The organism is Curvibacter gracilis ATCC BAA-807 (assembly GCF_000518645.1).
Taxonomy (GTDB): Bacteria; Pseudomonadota; Gammaproteobacteria; order Burkholderiales; family Burkholderiaceae_C; genus Curvibacter; species Curvibacter gracilis.
Window position 1 is genome coordinate 210,634 of record NZ_JADZ01000010.1, and the last position, 18,094, is coordinate 228,727.

The 18,094-nt window shown below is 63.8% G+C and carries 14 protein-coding genes; 7 read left to right on the plus strand and 7 right to left on the minus strand.

What is annotated here, in order from left to right; all coding sequences use genetic code 11:
• Window positions 1-30: 30 nt before the first annotated feature.
• Window positions 31-996: a tripartite tricarboxylate transporter substrate binding protein BugE gene (locus L880_RS0107735; protein ID WP_027475187.1), complete on the minus strand. Its 966-nt coding sequence runs from the start codon at window positions 994-996 to the stop codon at window positions 31-33.
• A 67-nt stretch (window positions 997-1,063) separates the two neighbouring features.
• Window positions 1,064-2,296 carry an alpha-hydroxy acid oxidase gene (locus tag L880_RS0107740; RefSeq protein ID WP_027475188.1) on the minus strand — a complete coding sequence of 411 codons (1,233 nt, stop codon included), beginning with the start codon at window positions 2,294-2,296 and terminating at the stop codon, window positions 1,064-1,066.
• A gap of 101 nt (window positions 2,297-2,397) precedes the next feature.
• Here L880_RS0107740 and L880_RS0107745 point away from each other — a divergent pair, with 101 nt between their 5' ends.
• A complete protein-coding gene (locus tag L880_RS0107745) occupies window positions 2,398-3,318 on the plus strand; it encodes a LysR family transcriptional regulator (RefSeq protein WP_027475189.1) in 921 nt (306 codons plus the stop codon).
• A gap of 10 nt (window positions 3,319-3,328) precedes the next feature.
• Here the strand turns inward: L880_RS0107745 and L880_RS0107750 are convergent, their stop codons facing one another.
• A complete protein-coding gene (locus tag L880_RS0107750) occupies window positions 3,329-3,574 on the minus strand; it encodes a DUF2789 family protein (RefSeq protein WP_027475190.1) in 246 nt (81 codons plus the stop codon).
• Window positions 3,571-4,278 carry an SRPBCC family protein gene (locus L880_RS34315; RefSeq protein WP_051443149.1) on the minus strand — a complete coding sequence of 236 codons (708 nt, stop codon included), beginning with the start codon at window positions 4,276-4,278 and terminating at the stop codon, window positions 3,571-3,573. The genes L880_RS0107750 and L880_RS34315 overlap by 4 nt, the downstream gene beginning before the upstream one ends.
• Before the next feature lie 280 nt (window positions 4,279-4,558).
• Between L880_RS34315 and L880_RS0107760 the strand changes: the two genes are divergently transcribed.
• Entirely contained in the window at window positions 4,559-5,272 is a 714-nt protein-coding gene (locus tag L880_RS0107760; protein WP_027475191.1) for a YebC/PmpR family DNA-binding transcriptional regulator, read from the plus strand.
• A gap of 75 nt (window positions 5,273-5,347) precedes the next feature.
• Here the strand turns inward: L880_RS0107760 and L880_RS0107765 are convergent, their stop codons facing one another.
• Complete coding sequence (locus L880_RS0107765) at window positions 5,348-6,433, minus strand: MBL fold metallo-hydrolase (protein WP_027475192.1); 1,086 nt, start codon at window positions 6,431-6,433, stop codon at window positions 5,348-5,350.
• A 146-nt stretch (window positions 6,434-6,579) separates the two neighbouring features.
• On the minus strand, window positions 6,580-7,527 hold the full coding sequence (locus L880_RS0107770) for a restriction endonuclease (protein WP_027475193.1): 948 nt from the start codon (window positions 7,525-7,527) through the stop codon (window positions 6,580-6,582).
• 305 nt (window positions 7,528-7,832) lie between these two features.
• Here L880_RS0107770 and L880_RS0107775 point away from each other — a divergent pair, with 305 nt between their 5' ends.
• The 4 genes from L880_RS0107775 (at window position 7,833) to L880_RS0107790 (ending at window position 14,453) form a co-directional block, all read left to right on the plus strand.
• Entirely contained in the window at window positions 7,833-8,105 is a 273-nt protein-coding gene (locus L880_RS0107775) for a hypothetical protein (RefSeq protein WP_027475194.1), read from the plus strand.
• Between the two features lie 446 nt (window positions 8,106-8,551).
• Complete coding sequence (locus L880_RS0107780; RefSeq protein WP_027475195.1) at window positions 8,552-11,314, plus strand: sensor domain-containing diguanylate cyclase; 2,763 nt, start codon at window positions 8,552-8,554, stop codon at window positions 11,312-11,314.
• Between the two features lie 163 nt (window positions 11,315-11,477).
• Window positions 11,478-13,190 (plus strand): methyl-accepting chemotaxis protein, encoded by a 1,713-nt coding sequence (locus tag L880_RS36635; RefSeq protein WP_027475196.1) that lies wholly within the window; start codon window positions 11,478-11,480, stop codon window positions 13,188-13,190.
• Between the two features lie 171 nt (window positions 13,191-13,361).
• Window positions 13,362-14,453, plus strand: coding sequence for a GTP pyrophosphokinase (locus L880_RS0107790; RefSeq protein WP_027475197.1), 1,092 nt, complete (start codon window positions 13,362-13,364; stop codon window positions 14,451-14,453).
• Between the two features lie 41 nt (window positions 14,454-14,494).
• Here the strand turns inward: L880_RS0107790 and L880_RS34320 are convergent, their stop codons facing one another.
• Complete coding sequence (locus L880_RS34320) at window positions 14,495-17,875, minus strand: bifunctional diguanylate cyclase/phosphodiesterase (protein WP_169737736.1); 3,381 nt, start codon at window positions 17,873-17,875, stop codon at window positions 14,495-14,497.
• On the opposite strand from L880_RS34320, the gene L880_RS36025 reads away from it, so the two are divergent.
• Window positions 17,874-18,059: a hypothetical protein gene (locus L880_RS36025; RefSeq protein ID WP_169737737.1), complete on the plus strand. Its 186-nt coding sequence runs from the start codon at window positions 17,874-17,876 to the stop codon at window positions 18,057-18,059. The genes L880_RS34320 and L880_RS36025 overlap by 2 nt on opposite strands.
• The last annotated feature ends 35 nt before the right edge of the window (window positions 18,060-18,094 follow it).

Sequence of the window (18,094 nt, forward strand, 5' to 3'; positions counted from 1 at the left end):
GGCGCCTCGGCCTGGCGCGGCCAACTTGGCTCAATCGGCGCTGATGTGGCGCTCGGCCGCGATCTTCTTGTAGACAGCGTTTTCGGTCGCGATCTCCTGGGCGAATTCATCCGGGCGGTTGCCCACCACCTGCGAGCCGGTGTCTTCGATCTGGCGGCGCACCTCGGGGGCCGCCAGGGCTTTTTGCACGGCGGCGTGCACCCGCTTGACGATCTCGGGCGGCAGGCCCTTGGGGCCCACCAGGCCATAGAAGGCGCTGCGGTTCACTTCGTCGAGCTTGAGCTCGGCAAACGTGGGCACCTGGGGCAACTGGGGCAGGCGCTTGGGCGCGGCCACGGCCAGGGCGGTCAGGCGGCCGCTCTTGATGAAGGGCAGGGCGGAGGGCAGGTTGTCGAACACGATGGGGATCTGCCCGGCAATCGCGTCGTTGAGCGCCGGGCCCGAACCCCGGTAGGGCACGTGGGTGAGCGTGAGGCCGCTCTTGCTGGCCATCAGCTCCATCAACAGGTGGCCGATCGAGCCGGTGCCGGCCGTCCCGTAGCTGTAGCGGTTGGGGTTCTTTTTGACCTCGTCGACAAAGCTGGCGAAGTTCTGGGCCTTGAAGCCAGGGCTGACCACCAGCACGTTGGGGGTGGCCGCGATGTTGGTGATGGGCGTGAAATCGGTCAGCGGGTTGTAGGGCAGGCGCGGGTTGATGGCCGGGTTGGTGGCGGTGGTGGACACGGTGGCCACGCCCAGGGTGTAGCCGTCGGGCAGGGCGCGGGCGGCCTCATGGGCGCCGATGGAGCCGCCGCCACCGCCCTTGTTGTCGATCACAAGGGGCTGGCCCAGGGCTTCGCCCGTGCGCTGCGAGATGGCGCGGGCCACCAGATCGGTGGTGCCGCCAGGGGCAAAGGGCACGATCAGGCGCACCGGCTTGCTGGGGTAGGGCTCGGCTGCGAAGGCGGGGGCGGCCAGCAACGCGGCGAGCAGTGTGGTGCTGGCGCGCCGTGTCATTGGGTTGGAATAGAGGTGAAAAAGGGTCATGACTCAGGTCTCCGTGCTTGTTGAAGGGGGGGGCGGCTCAGCGCTTGCGGATGAGGGTGTGCGGGCCCAGCTCGTCCAGCTGGTTCACGCCCAGCATGGCCAGGTTGCGGTCCACCTCGTCGCGCAGCAGGGAGATGGCGTGGCGCACCCCCGCCTCGCCCGCCACGGCCGCGGCGTAGTTGAAGGGCCGGCCCACCAGCACCATGCGGGCGCCCAGGGCCAGGGCCTTGAGCACGTCGGAGCCGCGACGAAAGCCACCATCGATCAGCACCGGGTAGTCAGGCCCCAGGGCCTGGACCACGGCCTCCAGCACCCGCATCGCTGAGGCCGCACCGTCGAGCTGGCGCCCGCCGTGGTTGGACAGGATCACGCCATCGGCGCCCGCATCGCGCGCGGCCTGCGCATCGGCCACGCTGAGCACGCCCTTGACCACCAGGCGGCCGGACCAGCGCTGGCGGATGTTTTGCAGGTGCTGCCAGCTGAGGTGGTCGCGGGCTGAAAAATCACGCAGCACCGTGGACGACACGATGGGCGCGCCCCGGGTGGCAAACGAATTCTCGAAATGCGGCATGCCATGGCGCAGCAGGGTGCGGGCGAAGGTGCCCAGCACCCAGCCCGGCCGCAGCGCGCCATCGAGCGCCAGGCGCAGGCTGGGGCGCAAGGGGGTGGAGAAGCCGGTGCGGATGTTGTTCTCGCGGTTGGCGGAGATGGGGATGTCGACCGTGATCACCAGGGTGTCGAAGCCGGCACGGCTCACCCGGTCGATCAGTGCATCGATGCGGGCCTGATCGCCCGGCAGGTAGGCCTGGAACCAGGTGCCCGGGCAGGCCTGGGCCACGGTCTCCATGGGGATCAGCGAGGTGCCGCTCATGATCGAGGCAATGCCCTCGGCCTGGGCCGCCCGGGCCAGCACCACATCGCCGCGGTAGGTGGACAGGGCATTGATGCCCATGGGGGCGATCGCAAACGGCGAGCGGTAGCGCTTGCCCCACAGTTCCACGGCCTGGCTGCGCTGCGACACGTCGCGCAGCACCCGGGTGACAAAGGCGTACTCGTCGAATACCGCGCGGTTGTCGTGCAGGGAGGCGTTGTCTTCGGCCGCGCCGGCGATGTAGCCAAAGATGGGGCGGGGCAGGCGACGGCGTGCCGCGGCCTCGAAATCCTGCAAGGACAGCATGCGGCGCAGAACCCTTGGCGGTGCGCCGGATTGAGCCGCGGGCGCTGCGCTGGCTGGGGAGGCTGGACTGAGGTGGGTCGGCGTGGCGTTCATGGGGGCCCTCTGGGCAAAGGAATGAAGCGCACTGTAGGAGCCCGTCTTGGCGAAAGAAAGCGATATATTCAGAAGAAGTTTGTTCACCAAATAGAAAATAGATGGCCACACCTTCCGTCAAACAACTGGAGGCCTTCTGGTGGGCCGCCACCTGCAGCAACTTCAGCACGGCCGCTGAGCGCCTGCATTTGTCGGTGTCCTCGCTGTCCAAGCGCATCACTGAGCTGGAGGGGGTGTTGGGCCAGGCGCTGTTTGATCGCAGCGGTCACAAGGCCGTGCTGACCGAGGCGGGGCGGCGCCTGCTGCCGGCGGCTTTGGGGGTGCTCAATGCGGTGGCCGAATTGGGGCGCAGCCTGGCCGAGGCCGGGTCGCTCTCAGGCCATTGCCGCTTTGGTGTGGGCGATCTGTCGGCCCTGACCTGGCTGCCCGCGTTGGTGGCGGCCACCCGGCGGCATCACCCCGGCCTCACGCTGGAAGCCTGTGTGGATGTGGGCGGCGTGCTGGAGCACCGCCTGGCTGAGGGCGAGTTGGACTTTGCGGTGATCGCGGGGCGTTCGTCACGCAGTGCCCTGGTGTCCCAATCGGTGGGGGCGGCGCATTTTGCCTGGGCGGTGGCCCCTCACCTGGCCGGCGTGCAAGCGTCGTCGGTGGCGGGTTTGTTGCAGCGCCACCCCTTGATCACCTTGCCCCCCCAGGCCGGCACCACGCGGCTGCTGGACGACTGGCTGCTGGCCCAGGGCCTGGGTGACCGGCAGGAGCGCATCCTGTGCAACAGCTGGGCTGCTGTGGCCGGCATGCTGCGTGAGGGGGTGGGGGTGGGCTTTCTGCCTGAGGGCTGGATTGAGGGCCTGGGCCTTCGGCGCCTGCAGGCTGAGCCCGAGTTGGCGGCCTTGCAATATGCGTTTCAGTGGCGGCGGGGTGATGCGCGCAGCCTGGTGCCCACCATGCAGGGCTTGGTCAGCGCGGTGATTGATTTCTCTTTGCTGCCCTGCATCGCGGGTCAGGCCCGCCCGCCAGCGTGATGCGGCGCGCTCAGCGCAGCGCCAGGTTCAGTTGGTCGACCAGTTCGGCCCAATCTGCATCCTGCAAGCGTTGCTCGCGCAGGAAGGCGGCCTGGGACGCGGTCCAGAACGGCGCATCGGCCAAGTCCAGGTCGTCGGCCAGCGGGGCATGGTGGCCGATGAAGGTCGCGATGGCGTGCGGGTCGGACGGCAAGCCCAGTTGCGCGAACAGATCGGTGAAGCGGTGAAACAGCTCGTTGTGGAAGGGGGTGTTCATGGTGCGGATCCTGGCGTGCCTTCGGCGGCCATGGCCCGGTTGTCGGGCAGGCCAGTGTTGTTGGGTGTGGGGGCGCCTGCGGTGCTGCGGCGGGGGGCATTGTCTTGGCGGCGGATCATCTCACGGATGAAAGCGTTGAAATTGTCGGCCGTTTGGCGTTTCAGGGCCGAGTTGCCCAAAAACGAGGGCAGGGGACGGGCAGGCTCGAAAGCCACGTGGTAGTGCAGTTGCACGCCGCCTTCACGCGGGCGCAGTTCTGTGCTGCTGTCCAGGCGCTTCGCGTCGCCTGACACACCATGGGTGGTGATCAGGCGCTGGGGTGAGAGGCTGACATCGCGCACGTTCTCGTAGTCGAAGTGCAGCAGACCGGCGCGCGTGCTGCCGCGCTGGTGCACCCGCAATGTGTTGCCCTGCCGGGTGTAGACCTCACTGAGCTCAAGTCCGGGCAGGAACTGGCTCATGTGCTCGTAGTCGGTCAGCACGGCCCAGGCCTGGGCGGGTGTGACGGGGGCCAGGGTGTCCAGGCTGATCTCGATCAGTTCGCTGCCGAAGACCACGGCGACATCGTCGGGCTTGATGTCGCGGAATTCGGCCTGGGCCCAGGCGCTCGCGCCGGTCAGCGAGCCGATGACGAGGCAGGCCACGGCCAGGCAGCCAGATGCAGCTTGGCGCAAGGGCAGGCGTGGGGTGGGAGGGTGGGGCATGGCGGCTGGAGCGGGTCGAGGCAAGAGAGTCAGGGACTGCGTCGGTGACCCCAGAGACGGTAGTCAGCGGCAAAATTGTAGGCCGAATCGCATTGGCGCGTGCTTGGAAGGGTTGGCCTCCGAACGCTGGAATTTGCGCCAGCGCAGGCCGCTCAGCCCCGCCAGGCGACCGGCTCGGTGTATAACCGACCCCCTTCAGGGCCTGTGTGCTGTCCGTACAAAACACAGGCTTGACCCCAATGGGCACCGGGTGTGCCCGCCAACACAAGGAATTTCAGACATGGGCGCGCAGTGGAAAGCAAAAGGCAAGGCACAGGTTGCGGATGCCAAAGGCAAGCTGTTCGGCAAGCTGGCCAAGGAAATCATGGTGGCCGCACGCGGCGGCGCCGACCCGGCCGCCAATTCGCGTCTGCGCCTGGTGGTGGAACAGGCGCGCAAGGTGTCCATGCCCAAGGACACGCTGGAGCGGGCCATCAAGAAGGGCGCCGGGCTGACGGGTGAGAACGTCAGCTTCGAGCATGTGATGTACGAGGGCTACGGCCCGCAGCGCGTGCCGGTGATGGTCGAGTGCCTGACCGACAACGTGAACCGCACCGCCCCTGAGATGCGGGTGCTGTTCCGCAAGGGCCAGCTGGGCACCTCGGGCTCGGTGTCGTGGGATTTCAACCACCTGGGCCTGATCGAGGCCGAACCCGCCGCTGCCGGCGCCGACGCTGAACTGGCTGCCATCGAAGCCGGCGCCCAGGATTTCGAGCCGGCCGATGAAGACGGCGTGACCGTGTTCCTGACCGACCCCACCGATCTGGACCTGGTGAGCCGTGCGCTGCCGGCTCATGGCTTCACCGTGCTGAGCGCCAAGCTGGGCTACAAGCCCAAGAACCCGGTGAAGGCCTCGGACCTGAGCGCCGAACAACTGGAAGAAGTTGAATCCTTCCTGTCGGCCATCGACGCCAACGACGACGTGCAGCACGTCTACGTGGGCCTGGTCGACTGATCGCCTTCGTTGGCTTTGGCTACGGCGCTGGCTGAGGCCTGAAGTCCCTGGCGCATCGGCGCCGGGTTGCGGCCCTCATCCCGGCGTGCCAGGCGTGCCGGTCGTCAGCGCATACCAGTGAACCCCATCCCTCAAGGTGCGGGTGGCTTCGCCGCGGGCAATCAGGTAGTTCAGGCAGGCCAGGGTCTCACCCGTGGCCATGCCGAGCAGCCCGGTGTCGCTCTCGGCGATGGGGCGTGAGAACAGGGCACCGAACACATCCACCACGCGGCGCGGCTCGCTGCCCAGCGTCTCGCGCAGGCGGTTGAAGGCCTTGTGCTGACCCTCCGCCAAGCGGTCCAGCCGCAGGTGCAGGCCGCGGAAGGGCTCGTTGTGCGAGGGCAGCACCAGCACGTCGTCCGGCACCTCGCGGCGCAGCTTCTCGATCGAGGCCATCCATTCGCTCATGGGGTCGGCGTCGGGTTCGGTGGGGTGCACCGACACATTGGACGAAATGCGTGGCAGCACCTGGTCACCAGAGATCAGCACCTTCAGGTCGGCGCAATACAGGCAGGCATGCTCGGGCGAGTGGCCGGTGCCGACGATGACGCGCCAGTCGTGCCGGCCGATGCGGATGATGTCGCCGTCGCGCAGGCGCTTGAAACTCTCCGGCAAGGCATGAATGTGCTTGCCGAAATTGCCAAAGCGCAGGCGGTAGCGTTCGATGGCGGCCTCGCCCCAACCGGCCTGGCGGAAGAACTCGATGGCTTCGGGCGGGGCCTCGCGCCCGGTGTCGGACACCATCACCCGACAGCTCATGTATTCGAGCCGGGTCATCCAGAGCCGGGCGTTGAACTTGCGGGTCAGCCAGCCCGCCATGCCCACGTGGTCGGGGTGCATGTGGGTGACAAAGATGCGGGTGATGCCGCGCTGGTCGGGCGCATGGGCAAAGAGCTCACGCCAGACCTGGGCGTTTTCGTCCGTGCGGGTACCCGTGTCGACGATGGCCCAGCCAGCTTCGTCGTCGAGCGCCCAGAGGTTGATGTGGTCCAGCGCATAGGGCAGGGGCATGCGGATCCAGTGCACGCCGGGGGCGACCTCCAGGGTCGTGCCGCGCGGGGGCACGGTCTCGAAGGGGTAATCGAGGGGGTCTTTGGACTTGGGTGGGTGTTGTTCTTGCAATCGGGCCTCGCATCTGTCAAGCGGTTGGGATAGGCGCCAGATGGCCGTTCCTTCCTGCCTAGTATGTCGTGGCTGAGACCTGCTTGCTGAATTGCGGGTGGCTGTCCCTGTCGCGGCCGTGCCAATCCGGTTGGCCTTGCCCCGGTTCAGAGGCGCGCCGACTGAAGCAATTCCCGTGTGCCTCTGCAGCTCGGGAACGCCGTACAGCCCCAGAAAGACGGGCCGCCTTGTGCATCCGTCCGGGCTGCCTGTCGTTGCATGGCCTTGCCGCAGCGAGGGCAAGCCGGGATCACCGCCTCCCTGGCTTGTGCCAGGGCAAGCAGAGCGGCGGCGTCGAGCGGGGGTTGAACCTCGCCGTGGCGGGCGGCCAGCAGTCCGGCTTTGGTGGGCGTGCCGGGTGTGGCGCTCGCCGGGGCTGTGTTGGCTGCCGAGGCTGTCTGTCGGGCTTGCACTTTGGCGATCCATTCGCGCAGTGCTGCGCCATCGAGCAGCTTGACCGCTTGACCGGCTGCGAAGTGACGCGCTGCGCGGGTGAAGGTACCCGAGGTGACCAAAAACGCGGAACTGGCACCCACCGCATGCATGAGGCCGGTCAACTCGCGGACCACTTCGACGCCCACGCGGTATGAGGTCCATGGTTTGCACTGCACCAATGTCTTGCAATCGTTTTGCCACAGGACCAGATTCACGCCTTGGTCGGTGCTGTCAGAGCCCAGGTCATCGACTTCGTAGCCCTGGATTCGGAACATCTCGGCGACCAGTAGTTCGAAGTCGCGCTGGCTCAGTTTGTCGAGCATATCTGCTGACGGGTTCACGGCGGCCTGCTGTATCAGGCGCTTTCGCTGGTGCCTGCGCCATACCGATGCCGCGGCCATCATCAAGAACAGGGCGGGCACCACGAAGCGACCATAAAGCACCAGATCAGACAGCCACCCTTGCGGGGCCGGCTCATGGGGGAGGGGTTGCGTGCCCTGGCTCAGCATCTGAAGCAGGGCGAAAACGAGCACGGCCACGATGCTGTCCAGCCACCACGGCAGCGTGGCGCTCCAATCCAGCAAGCGGTCTCTGAAGACGAACTCTCGCGTGCGCATCATGTGAAGAACACTCCCATTTCTTGGTTGGGCCGCCTTCGCGTGTAGCCCACCAGGCAGATTTTTAATAATGCTACAAGCATACCAAGATGTTTCCAGTACGCCAGATTCACAGGTCGGTCTGGGGGCTAAATCGGGCGCTGGTGTGTCCAAATTGGCGGATTGGCTGTCGATCTCGGTGGGGCTGGAGGGGTGGCAGGCCACAATGAAGCCCGTCCATCGGTGAGTCCTGGGTAGGACTGAGCCCGGATCAAGCCTTTTGCCGTGTCTTGTGCAGAGGGTTGCGACTTGTTCAACAAGGAGAAGTGATGACTTTTTTATCCCCCGGGGCGAAGGCGCTCTGTCTGTTGTTGGGCGTTGGCTTGTTGAGTGCCTGCGGCAACAAATTGAGTCTCGAGAACTACAACCGCATCAAGGTGGGCCAGAGTTATGAGGAGGTCCGCCAGATTGTGGGCGACCCAGCCCACTGCGATGAGACGCTGGGTGTGCGCACCTGCCAATGGGGCGACTCCAGTCGGGGCATCCGTGTGAACTTTGCGGTGGACAAGGTGGTGTTGATGTCGGCCGAGAACCTGAAATAACGCGTTCAACAACGCCCTTCGAAGGGGCCCTGCTTGGCCGCAGATGGGCCAACCAGGGGATCACCTCCCTGGCCGGCATGCCATAGCGCATGCCTTTCATGGGTGCCCCTGGCAGTGCAGGCATCGCCTGGGACAGCCCATGACGACATGAAACGCCTGCATTGAATCAGGTGATTTAAATGTAATGTGCATGGTTTTGTCGACCCGACTTCCAGCCCTTGCGACCAGTGCTCGTGCCTGCCTTTGCGAATGCACAGCCCGGTTCGCTCACGAATGAGACCCAGTGGTTATTCGTCTGTCATTTCCTGGCATGGGGTGCTAATCTGTCCTGACACGCCAGATCAAGCGAGAATCGACAAATGGTCAAACCAAGAGAGTCAGATTCGGGAACCGCCCTCCAGCTGAAAATAGAACCCCGTTTTTGGTATGGCTCCTTCTGGCTGCAGTTGTCTCTGATCTTTGGTGCGCTTTACCTGGTGGTGCTGGGGCTGGGCGGTTTGTACATGGCGAAGTTCCTCACGGAACGCATCACCCAAACGCAGGGCGAAGCATTGCACCAACAAACCCAGGCCATCGCCAACGCCTTGGGGGAAAGCCTGCATGAGCGTGACCGTGAAATCGCCATGTTGGCACGCCTGCCGGGGCTTCAGTCGGGCCCCTTGGGCGCCGACTGGGTCGAGCCCTATCTGAACGAAATACAGCGAACCTTCCCGAATTACTCATGGATTGGCGTGGCCGATGTCCAAGGGCGGGTGCAGGCGGCCACGTCCGGCCTGTTGACCGGGGCCAGTGTGCGCCAACGTCCCTGGTTCAGTGGTGGGCAGCAGGGGCCCTACCTGGGAGACGCTCATCAAGCGGTCATGCTGGAGCGCCTGTTGCCGCCCCAGGACAATGCAGAGCCCTTGCGCTTTCTCGATTTCGCCTCCCCCTTGCGGGGCTCCGATGGCCGAGTGCGGGGTGTGATCGCAGCGCATGTCACCCTGAGCTGGATCAATGAGGTGATCCGGTCTTCGCTCGGGGGAACTGAGCAATTCCGCGGGAGCGAAGTGTTCATTCTCGACGGGCGCGGTGAGATCCTGCACCCTTACAGCGCCGTTGGTGCGGCCCTGGCACCCTTCGCTTTGATTGTGGATGAGCACCCTTATGCGGTGACCCAGTGGGGTGCCTCAGACCAGCAGTACCTGACCAGCGCGCTGCGCGTGCGCAGCCGCACCGAAACCGATCTGGGCTGGCGGGTGGTCTTGCGGCAGCCGCTGTCCATGGCGTTGGCACCGGTGGCAGAGGCACGTCAACGTCTGCTCCTCGGTGGGAGCGCACTGTTGCTGATGGTGATGGCGCTGGTGTATGCGCTGGCGCGTCGTTTCAGCCGTCCGCTGGAGGTGCTGGCCGAGGCAGCCCAACGCATCGAAGCCGGTGACGAAGATGTCCGGTGGGACATGCATGGCGCAAGCGCCGAGTTGCAGCGCTTGAGTCAATCATTGCGCGGCATGACCAGCCGGCTGATCGAGCGGGGCCGGGAACTGCAACAGGCCAATGCCAACCTTGAGCACAGGATTGCCGAACGCACCCAGCAGCTGTACCTGAGCGAACAGCACTACCGATCCATTCTGGAGGACCAGACGGAAATCATCTGTCGCCACACCCACGACCACCGCCTCACCTACGTGAATCAGGCCTACTGCCGACTTTTTGGTGTGGAGTCCGAGGCGGTGCTGAACACCAGGTGGTCTCCCGTGGTGTTGCCCGAAGATTTGCCACAAGTGCATGCCGCGCTGTCCAGGCTGAGTCCGGATTGCCCCATCGTGACCATTGAGAACCGCATCGTGGACGCCCATGGCGCCGTGCGCTGGGGCCAGTTCAACAACCGCGCGACCTTTGATGAACAAGGCCAGTTGATCGAGATTCTGACCGTGGGCCGTGACATCACGCCCCAGAAGCTGCTTGAGCAGGAGTTGAGCACGACGGCCGAGCGACTGCAGGACCTGTATGACAACGCACCTTGCGGCTATTGCTCGCTCGACGAGAAGGGCCGTTTCATCTCGCTCAACAAGGTGGCCCTGTCCTGGCTGGACTGTTCTGCCGAGCAGGTGTTGCACCGCATGGGGCCCATGGACTTTTTTCCTGAAGAGGGCAAAAGCAAGTTCAGCCACCACTACGAGCGCTTCAAGATCGAGGACCACAGCCGGGCCATCGAGTGCGACCTGATCAGCGCCCGGGGCGTGAAAAGGCGAGTCAGTGTTCTGTCCACGGCCCTGCGCGATGAGCAGGGCCACTTCCTGATGAGCCGCTCGGTGATGCACGACATCACCGAACTTTATGGGGTGCGCACCCAGATGCGCGCCCTGGTGCATGAACAAAAAGCCATGCTGGACAACGATCTGGTGGGCATTGCCAAGTTCAAGGACCGCCGCCTCATCTGGAAGAACAAAGCCCTGGAACGCATATTTGGTTACGGACCCGATGAATTGCTGGATCAGCCGGCCCGATGTCTCTACCTGGATGATGCCTCGTACGATGAGGTGGGTCGTGAGGCCTATCCGTTGATACGCAGCGGTGTGCATTTCAGAAAACAGATCCAGATGGCCCGCAAAAATGGTGACCCGATCTGGATCGACATGAACAGCCTGCAGTTCTCGGAGGCGCAAGGGGTTTCTCTGTGGCTGATGCAAGACATCTCGGAGATGAAGCAGTACCAGCAGCAGGTCGAGCACATCGCTTTTCACGACCCGCTCACGGGGCTGCCCAATCGCCTGCTGCTGTCCGATCGCATGCGGCAGGCCTTTGCACTGGACGACCGCATGGGCGGCATGGGGGTGGTCTGCTATCTGGATCTGGACGGCTTCAAGCCGATCAACGACACCCACGGGCATGGGGCAGGGGACTTTCTGCTCAAGGAGGTGGCGCGGCGGCTGCAGGCCTCTGTTCGAGCCAATGACACTGTGGCCCGACTGGGGGGTGACGAGTTCGTGATGCTGATCACGCCCATCATGAACCTGGCCGAATGCGAACCCATTCTGCGACGGGCGTTGGCCAGCGTGCGCGAGCCCATCCGGCTGCCCTCCGGCGACATGGTGCAGGTCAGCACCAGCATGGGGGTGGTGCTGTACCCCAAGCACGGCAGGCAGCCCTCACAGCTCCTGGCCCTGGCCGATGCCGCCATGTACGAGGCCAAGAACTCAGGCGGCCAAGGCCTCTATATCAGCCCATGAATCGGGGCCAGGTGCCCCCACCAGGTCGTTTCACAGCAGGTGACAGCAAGCTGCCATGCAGGCGCGCAACAGCGCAGCAGGTCTTTCAGGAAAAGACTGCCAGATAAAGCGCAATGCAGTTACATTGAGCGCAGATACAACTCGATTTGTACAGGGGGCTTGCATGCGCTGGAACGATTGGAAACTGGGTGTTCGTCTGGCTTTTGCCTTCGGGCTGCTGCTGTTGATGTCCTTGCTGATCACGGGGCTGGGCATGACCCGGATCCAGGCGCTGCGACAAGCCAACGAACAGCTGTCTACCGTCGAGATGGAGCGCCAGGCGTTGGTGCAGGATTGGTTCAACGACCTGCAGATGAACTGGCTGCGCACGGAGGCCAGCTTCAAGGCGGACAACGCCGCCTACCTCGACAAGATCCGGCGCGACATGGCCGCCGTGGTCAATGCGCAAAGCCAGCGCATCGATCGCACCCGGGCCTTGATGTTGCTCGGCCCGGAACAACAGTCATTCGCCCAGGCCCTGGAGGCGCGAGAGGCCTACCGCGGCACCCGGGCCGATCTGCAAAAGCAGCAGGACGCCGGTCAGAACGTGGCCGAGCAGGTCGACCAGCGCCTGTACCCCCTTTTCAAGACCTATGAAGAACGCCTCACCCAGCTCAAGCAGGCGGTGACCCAACGAGTCAATGAGGAGACCCGGGACAATCTGGCACTGGCCGAACGCAGCCTTTACTGGTTGGCGGGTGCCGCCTTGGCCGCCGTGCTGGTGGGCTTGTGGCTGGCCTGGCGCATCACGCGCTCCGTCACCGGGCCTGTTGGGCAGGCGGTGCAGGTGGCGCAGGCCATCGCCCAGGGCGATCTGGCCCAGACCATTGAAAGCAGCAGCAAGGACGAATCCGGCACCTTGCTGCGCTCGCTGGCCGACATGCAGGCCCACCTGGCTGGCATCGTGCGCGAGGTGCGCCACAACGCGGATGGCGTGGCCAACACCAGTGCTGAAATCGCCCAGGGCAACAATGACCTGTCCGCACGAACTGAACAGCAGGCCTCGGCGCTGCAACAGACCGCGGCATCGATGGAGCAACTGGGGTCCACCGTGAAGCAGAACGCCGAAACGGCCCGCAACGCCAACGAACGCGCGCATGCCGCGTCTCTGGTGGCTGAACGTGGGGGTACCGTGGTCCACGAAGTGGTGCAGACCATGAAGGGCATCAACGAAAGCTCGCAAAAGATCGGCGACATCATCGGTGTCATCGACAGCATTGCCTTCCAGACCAACATCCTCGCGCTCAACGCTGCGGTCGAGGCGGCCCGTGCCGGAGAGCAGGGCAGGGGCTTTGCCGTGGTGGCTGGCGAAGTACGCAGCCTGGCCAGCCGCAGCGCGGAGGCTGCGCGCGAAATCAAGAGCCTGATCGGTGCCAGTGTGGAGCGCGTGGAGCAGGGCAGCGCTCTGGTGGACCGGGCCGGCCACACCATGGACGAGGTGGTGGCGGCGATTCAGGACCTGACCCGGCTGATGGGTGAGATCAGCTCTGCCAGCGCCGAGCAGAGTGCCGGCCTGGGGCAGGTGAGTGAGGCCGTCTCGCAGATGGACCACGCCACCCAGCAGAATGCGGCCCTGGTCGAAGAGTCGGCCGCAGCCGCCATCAGCCTGCGCAACCAGGCGGAACGCCTGGTGCAATCCGTGGCGGTCTTCAGGCTTGCGCAGGGGCCCACTGGCGCCACCCAACCGGCTGTCGAAGTCACCACCCCTCGGGCCACCCGTTCGCCCGTGCCGCCCAGCAAACCTTACCTGGGGCCGGAACGCCGGTCCGCCACTCGTCCAGGCCCGGGGGCCACCGCACCCAATGCGACGGGAGAACCCGGCTGGGCCTCGCTCTGAGTCCTGGTTCTGAGTCCTGGTTTTGCGTGATGGGCCATCGAGGGCCGTGTAAAGTACGAACACGCCGAGCCTCAGGAAGCGCCCGTGCCCCTGGCTCGACAGCCGGGGCGCCGGCGCGATCTGTTCCCCTGGGCCTGTGCGACTCCGATTCCTTCATTTCATAGCACCCCCATGGCGTCCCTGCATTTCGAACAGGAAGAGCAAGTCTTCGCGGCCTTCTATGCAAGCCAGGCACCTCTGCTCCGCGACGTGTGCCTGGGCCTTCAAAAGCACATTGCCGAGTTGCTGGGCCAAGCCCATGGCATTGCCGGGGTGAAGGTCGAAGGTCGGGTGAAGGACCAGGATGAGTGCCTGCGCAAGTTCGCCAACAAATACCGCTATGCGCTGGAGGAGGCCAACCAGCCCTACGCCATACGCGATCACCTGACCGATTTGATCGGCATCCGGGTGGTCTGCCTTTATGATGACGAGATCTGGAAAGTGGCCGAACTCATCAGGCCCCGTTTCGATGTCATCGAGATCACCGACAAGATTGCCAAGGTCGAGGGAACCGACGATTCCTTTGGCTACAAAGGCCTGCACCTGGATTTGGCCTATCGGGCCGAGGATGCCGGGCTGGAGCCTGGGCAGGTGCTGCCCGTCGGGCAGTTCGAACTGCAGGTGCGCACCATCATCCAGGATTCCTGGAGCGTGCTGGACCACCAGATCAAGTACAAGAAGTCGATTCCCAGCCCGCTCAAACGCCGCATCAACGTGTTGGCGGCCCTGTTCGAGCTGGCAGACCGGGAATTTCGCCAGATCCGCGACGAAACCGAGGCCGGCTTGCAATCAGCCCTGGATGAGACGGCCTTGCAGGACGCGTCACCCGACAATCGGCTCGCCCCGCGGGATGGCCATGCCCTCAGCGAGCTCAATGCCTTCACCTTCCTGAAGATCGTGAACCATTTCTTCAAGGATTTTGCGTTTGAGCCTGCCAAAGTGGACGGATTTGTTGAAAGCATCAAATCCTGGTCGCCCGACATCAGCCGTGGCGATTTCAACTCCATCGTGCGCCACCAGATCGGTACGGTGAAGCGCTACAAACAGTATTTCGAGGAGCGCAACGAGGGGCTCAAATTCAACCCCTACACCGTCATCCGCCACTGCCTGTACCTGGGTGACAAAGACACCTTCCAGCCAGCCCTCAGGCGCAATGCCAAGGAGGCCTTTGACACCTGGCTGGCGCAGAACCCACCACCCGGCAGGCCCGGACAGGACGGCTGAGCCCTGGCGTGCCGCTCAAGTGGCATCCGAGGCTTGAAGCCTCAATGCAGCTCAGCCTTGATTCCATCTGCCAGGCCCATTGCCTGGCCCCGGCCCTCACCCAACAGGGCCTCTAGGGCCGCCAAAGGCAGTGGCTTGCTGAAGTAGTAGCCCTGGAAATAGCGGCAACCGCTGCGTTCCAGAAAATCGCGCTGCTCCGCCGTTTCAACGCCTTCGGCAATCACTTGCAGTTCAAGGCTGTCGGCCAGACTCACGATCGTTCGGGCCAAAGTGGCGGCGTTGGCATCCACCAGCACGTCGCGCACAAAGGACTGGTCGATCTTCAATTGGTCCAGCGGCAATTGCTTGAGGTAGGCGAGTGACGAGTAGCCCGTGCCGAAATCGTCCAGCGAGAAGCGCACCCCGAGCGCCTGCAACTGGCCCATCTTGCGCACCACGTCCTGCAGGTCATGCACCAACAGGCTCTCGGTCAGTTCGAGTTTCAGCCGTCTGGGATCGGCGCCTGTGCGCTCCAGGCTGCCCTGTACCCGTTGCACGAAGTCGCGCTGATGGAACTGCTGCGCACTGACGTTGACGGCAATGCTCAAATCACGGCGCGCGGGCAGGCCGGACCAGTCGGCCAGTTGCTGGCAGGCCGTCTCGAGCACCCATTCGCCCAGTTCGAGAATCAAGCGGGTTTCCTCGGCCAGACCGATGAAGGCGCCCGGGTAGACCAGTCCTCGGCTGGGGTGTTGCCAGCGCACCAGGGCCTCCACCCCGAAGATCCGCCCCTGTGCATCCACCTGGGGTTGGTAATGCAGCAGCATCTGCTGCTCGCGCAAGCTCTGGCGCAGTTCGGCCTCCAGGCGCGCCCGCTCACTGACCTGGGCCTGCATCTGCGGATCGAAGAAGCGCAAGGTATTGCGCCCGGCGGCCTTGGCCTCGTACATCGCCAGATCACCCCGCTTCAACAACTCGTCGCTGGAGAACTGGTGCCCGCTGAACAAGGTGGCGCCAATGCTGGGGCTGCTGTGGTGGCTGTGGCCGCCCAGCATGTAAGTGCGCCCGAGCTCGCGGCGAATCTCCTCGCCCACCTGCTCTGCCTGACTGGCCGCCTCCAGCGGGCTGGTGGACAGGTCTTCCAGAATCACCACAAACTCATCACCGCCTATGCGTGACACCGTGTCGCCCTCGCGCACGCTGTGCATCAGACGTTGCGCCACCTGCTGCAACAGCAAGTCGCCCACGTCGTGCCCCCGGGTGTCATTGAGGGTCTTGAAGTTGTCCAGATCGATGAACAGCAGCGCACAGGTCTGACTGCTTCTGGAGCTGGCCGCCATGGCATGGTGCAGCCGGTCCAGCAGCAGGCGGCGGTTGGGCAACTGGGTCAGCGGGTCGTAAAACGCAAGGGTCTTGATTTCCTCCTCGGCCTGCTTGCGCACGGTGATGTCGGTGAGCGTGCCCACATAGTTCATCACCTGGTCGTCCCGCCCTTTGACGGCGGTGATGGTCAGCCATTCCGGATAGATGCTGTTGTTCTTGCGGCGATTCCAGATCTCGCCCTCCCAGTAGCCATGCTTTTTGAGCTTGCGCCACAGATCGACATAGAAGCCCGCATCATGCCGGCCCGACTTGAGCATGTGGCTGGTGTGCCCCACCACTTCATCGGCGCTGTAGCCGGTGATGGCACAAAAAGCCTTGTTGACGCGCAAGATGGTGCCCTGCGCATCCGTCACCAGCATGCCCTCCTGGGATTCGAACACGGTGGCATCGATGCGCAACTGCTGTTCCAGCCGCTTCAACTCGGTGATGTCGCGGATCAAGAGGCTGGTCATCTCGCTGCCGTCCTTGCTGCGGAAGACCGACGAAGACAACTCGGCAGGAAACCGACGGTCGTCCCGGGCGATCATGGTCAACTCACCGCGGAACCAGCCCTCTCTGGCGCGTTGCGCCAAGGCCGCGGGCAGACGTGGATCGGTGGCGTCCACCAAGCCGTCGCGGCCCAAGTGCCTGAAATCATCCTCTTCGTAGCCGAACATGCGCTGCGCCTCGAGGTTGGCTGCGACAACCTCACCATTGGGGCGGGTCAGCAAGGCAGCGTCGAGGTTGTGGTTGAAAATCAGACGGAACAGGGCTTCGCTTTCGACCAGGGCCGATTCGACCTGTTTGCGCTCAGTGATGTCGGTGATGAAGCCGTGCCAGGTGAGCGTGCCATCTTCGGCGCGCTCGGGTTTGGCATTGCCCAGCAGCCAGCGCTCCGTGCCATCCTCATGGCGCACACGGTACTCGTGCTGCCACAGCGTGAGCTCCTCACCCGAGCGCGAGAACGAGCTGCGGATGCCTTCCACATCGTCCGGGTGGAACACCGCGAAGACCGCACTGGCATCCCGACGAACCGCCTTGGCTTCCACCCGATAGATGTCCCGGATGGCATCGCTGGCATAAGGGAAGCAGAACGTGCCATCGGGCTTCTGCTGGAACTCAAACACCATGCCCGGCAGACGGCTCGCGATTTTCAACAGCCGGTTCAGGCTGGCTTCGTGGGCCTGTTCGAGCGCCTTGCCACGCTCGATCATGCGGAGCAGAAAAAACGCAAACAGCACCGACAGGCCCAAAAAACCCAGGCTCACGGCAACGGCTTTGTGCCATTCCTGATCCCAGGCCTCCAGGTAATCCTGCGTGGCCAGCCCCGCGATGACGAACATGGGCGCCCGGGTCAATCGATGGAAAGTGATGGTGCGTTGTATGCCATCGGCTCCCCCGGCGTTGTGAATGGTGCCGGCCTGGGCGCCTGAAGCTGCACGGGTACGAAACTCGGGTGAAACCTGCTGATTGCCGATCTGCCCAGCAGGGTCATCGGCAATCGAGGGCGCTCTGGCAATCAGCCCCAGATCCTGGTCACGCAGGATCACACTGCCGTGCGGCCCCATCTGGAACCCGGACAAAAGGTGCCGGAAATGCTCCACGCTGATGATGCCGTAGACCAGACCGGCAAAGCGGCCTGCCGGGTCCTTGAGGGCCCGTGCAAACACGATCATGGGGATCTTGATGATCTTGCCGGCCAAAGGTTTGGACACGTACAGCCCAAGGTCGGGTTGTGCGCTCAAGGCCTTGAAGTAGTCACGGTCTGCTGCGCTGACCTTTTCGTGCTTGTTGACCTGGTTGCCCACCACCACAAAGCCGTCGCGGTCGGTGATGCGAAAGTACTCCACCTCAGGCATGCGCTGTTCGTAGCGGGTCATGCTGGAGCGAAGCGAGTCTTCGTCCAGCGCGCCGTGACGCAGCTGGGCCTGTGCATCGTCAACAAATCCTTTCAGCACAAGATCGATCTTGTCGATGCTGGCAGACACGTTCTGGTCAATCGCATTGGCCACATTCTGTGTCTGGATCTCCACCCGGATCCGCGTCTGCTCCCAGGTCTGGCGCAGCGACTGGACTGTCATGAACACCACCAACCCATTGCTGAGCGCAAGCCCTGTGATCAACAGGAGTCTGAGTCGTTTGAAAGGTGTCATTTTTGACATTAAAGGGACTTGCCAAACTTCCGAATTGGCAAAACCTGAATATAGCCTTCTGGATCCACCGCAAGCTTCACTCGCACTGCCGATTGGGGAAATCCTCAAGTAACTCAGCACAGTTCTGATACCTTTAACTTGACAGGG

Coding starts and splice junctions, on each gene's coding strand:
- L880_RS36635 (WP_027475196.1), top strand. CDS start 11,478: ATGCGCTGGAACGATTGGAAACTGGGTGTTCGTCTGGCTTTTGCCTTC.
- L880_RS0107745 (WP_027475189.1), top strand. CDS start 2,398: ATGGCCACACCTTCCGTCAAACAACTGGAGGCCTTCTGGTGGGCCGCC.
- L880_RS0107740 (WP_027475188.1), bottom strand. CDS start 2,296: ATGAACGCCACGCCGACCCACCTCAGTCCAGCCTCCCCAGCCAGCGCA.
- L880_RS0107770 (WP_027475193.1), bottom strand. CDS start 7,527: ATGATGCGCACGCGAGAGTTCGTCTTCAGAGACCGCTTGCTGGATTGG.
- L880_RS36025 (WP_169737737.1), top strand. CDS start 17,874: ATGAACACCACCAACCCATTGCTGAGCGCAAGCCCTGTGATCAACAGG.
- L880_RS0107760 (WP_027475191.1), top strand. CDS start 4,559: ATGGGCGCGCAGTGGAAAGCAAAAGGCAAGGCACAGGTTGCGGATGCC.
- L880_RS34315 (WP_051443149.1), bottom strand. CDS start 4,278: ATGCCCCACCCTCCCACCCCACGCCTGCCCTTGCGCCAAGCTGCATCT.
- L880_RS0107750 (WP_027475190.1), bottom strand. CDS start 3,574: ATGAACACCCCCTTCCACAACGAGCTGTTTCACCGCTTCACCGATCTG.
- L880_RS0107775 (WP_027475194.1), top strand. CDS start 7,833: ATGACTTTTTTATCCCCCGGGGCGAAGGCGCTCTGTCTGTTGTTGGGC.
- L880_RS0107735 (WP_027475187.1), bottom strand. CDS start 996: ATGACACGGCGCGCCAGCACCACACTGCTCGCCGCGTTGCTGGCCGCC.
- L880_RS34320 (WP_169737736.1), bottom strand. CDS start 17,875: ATGACAGTCCAGTCGCTGCGCCAGACCTGGGAGCAGACGCGGATCCGG.
- L880_RS0107790 (WP_027475197.1), top strand. CDS start 13,362: ATGGCGTCCCTGCATTTCGAACAGGAAGAGCAAGTCTTCGCGGCCTTC.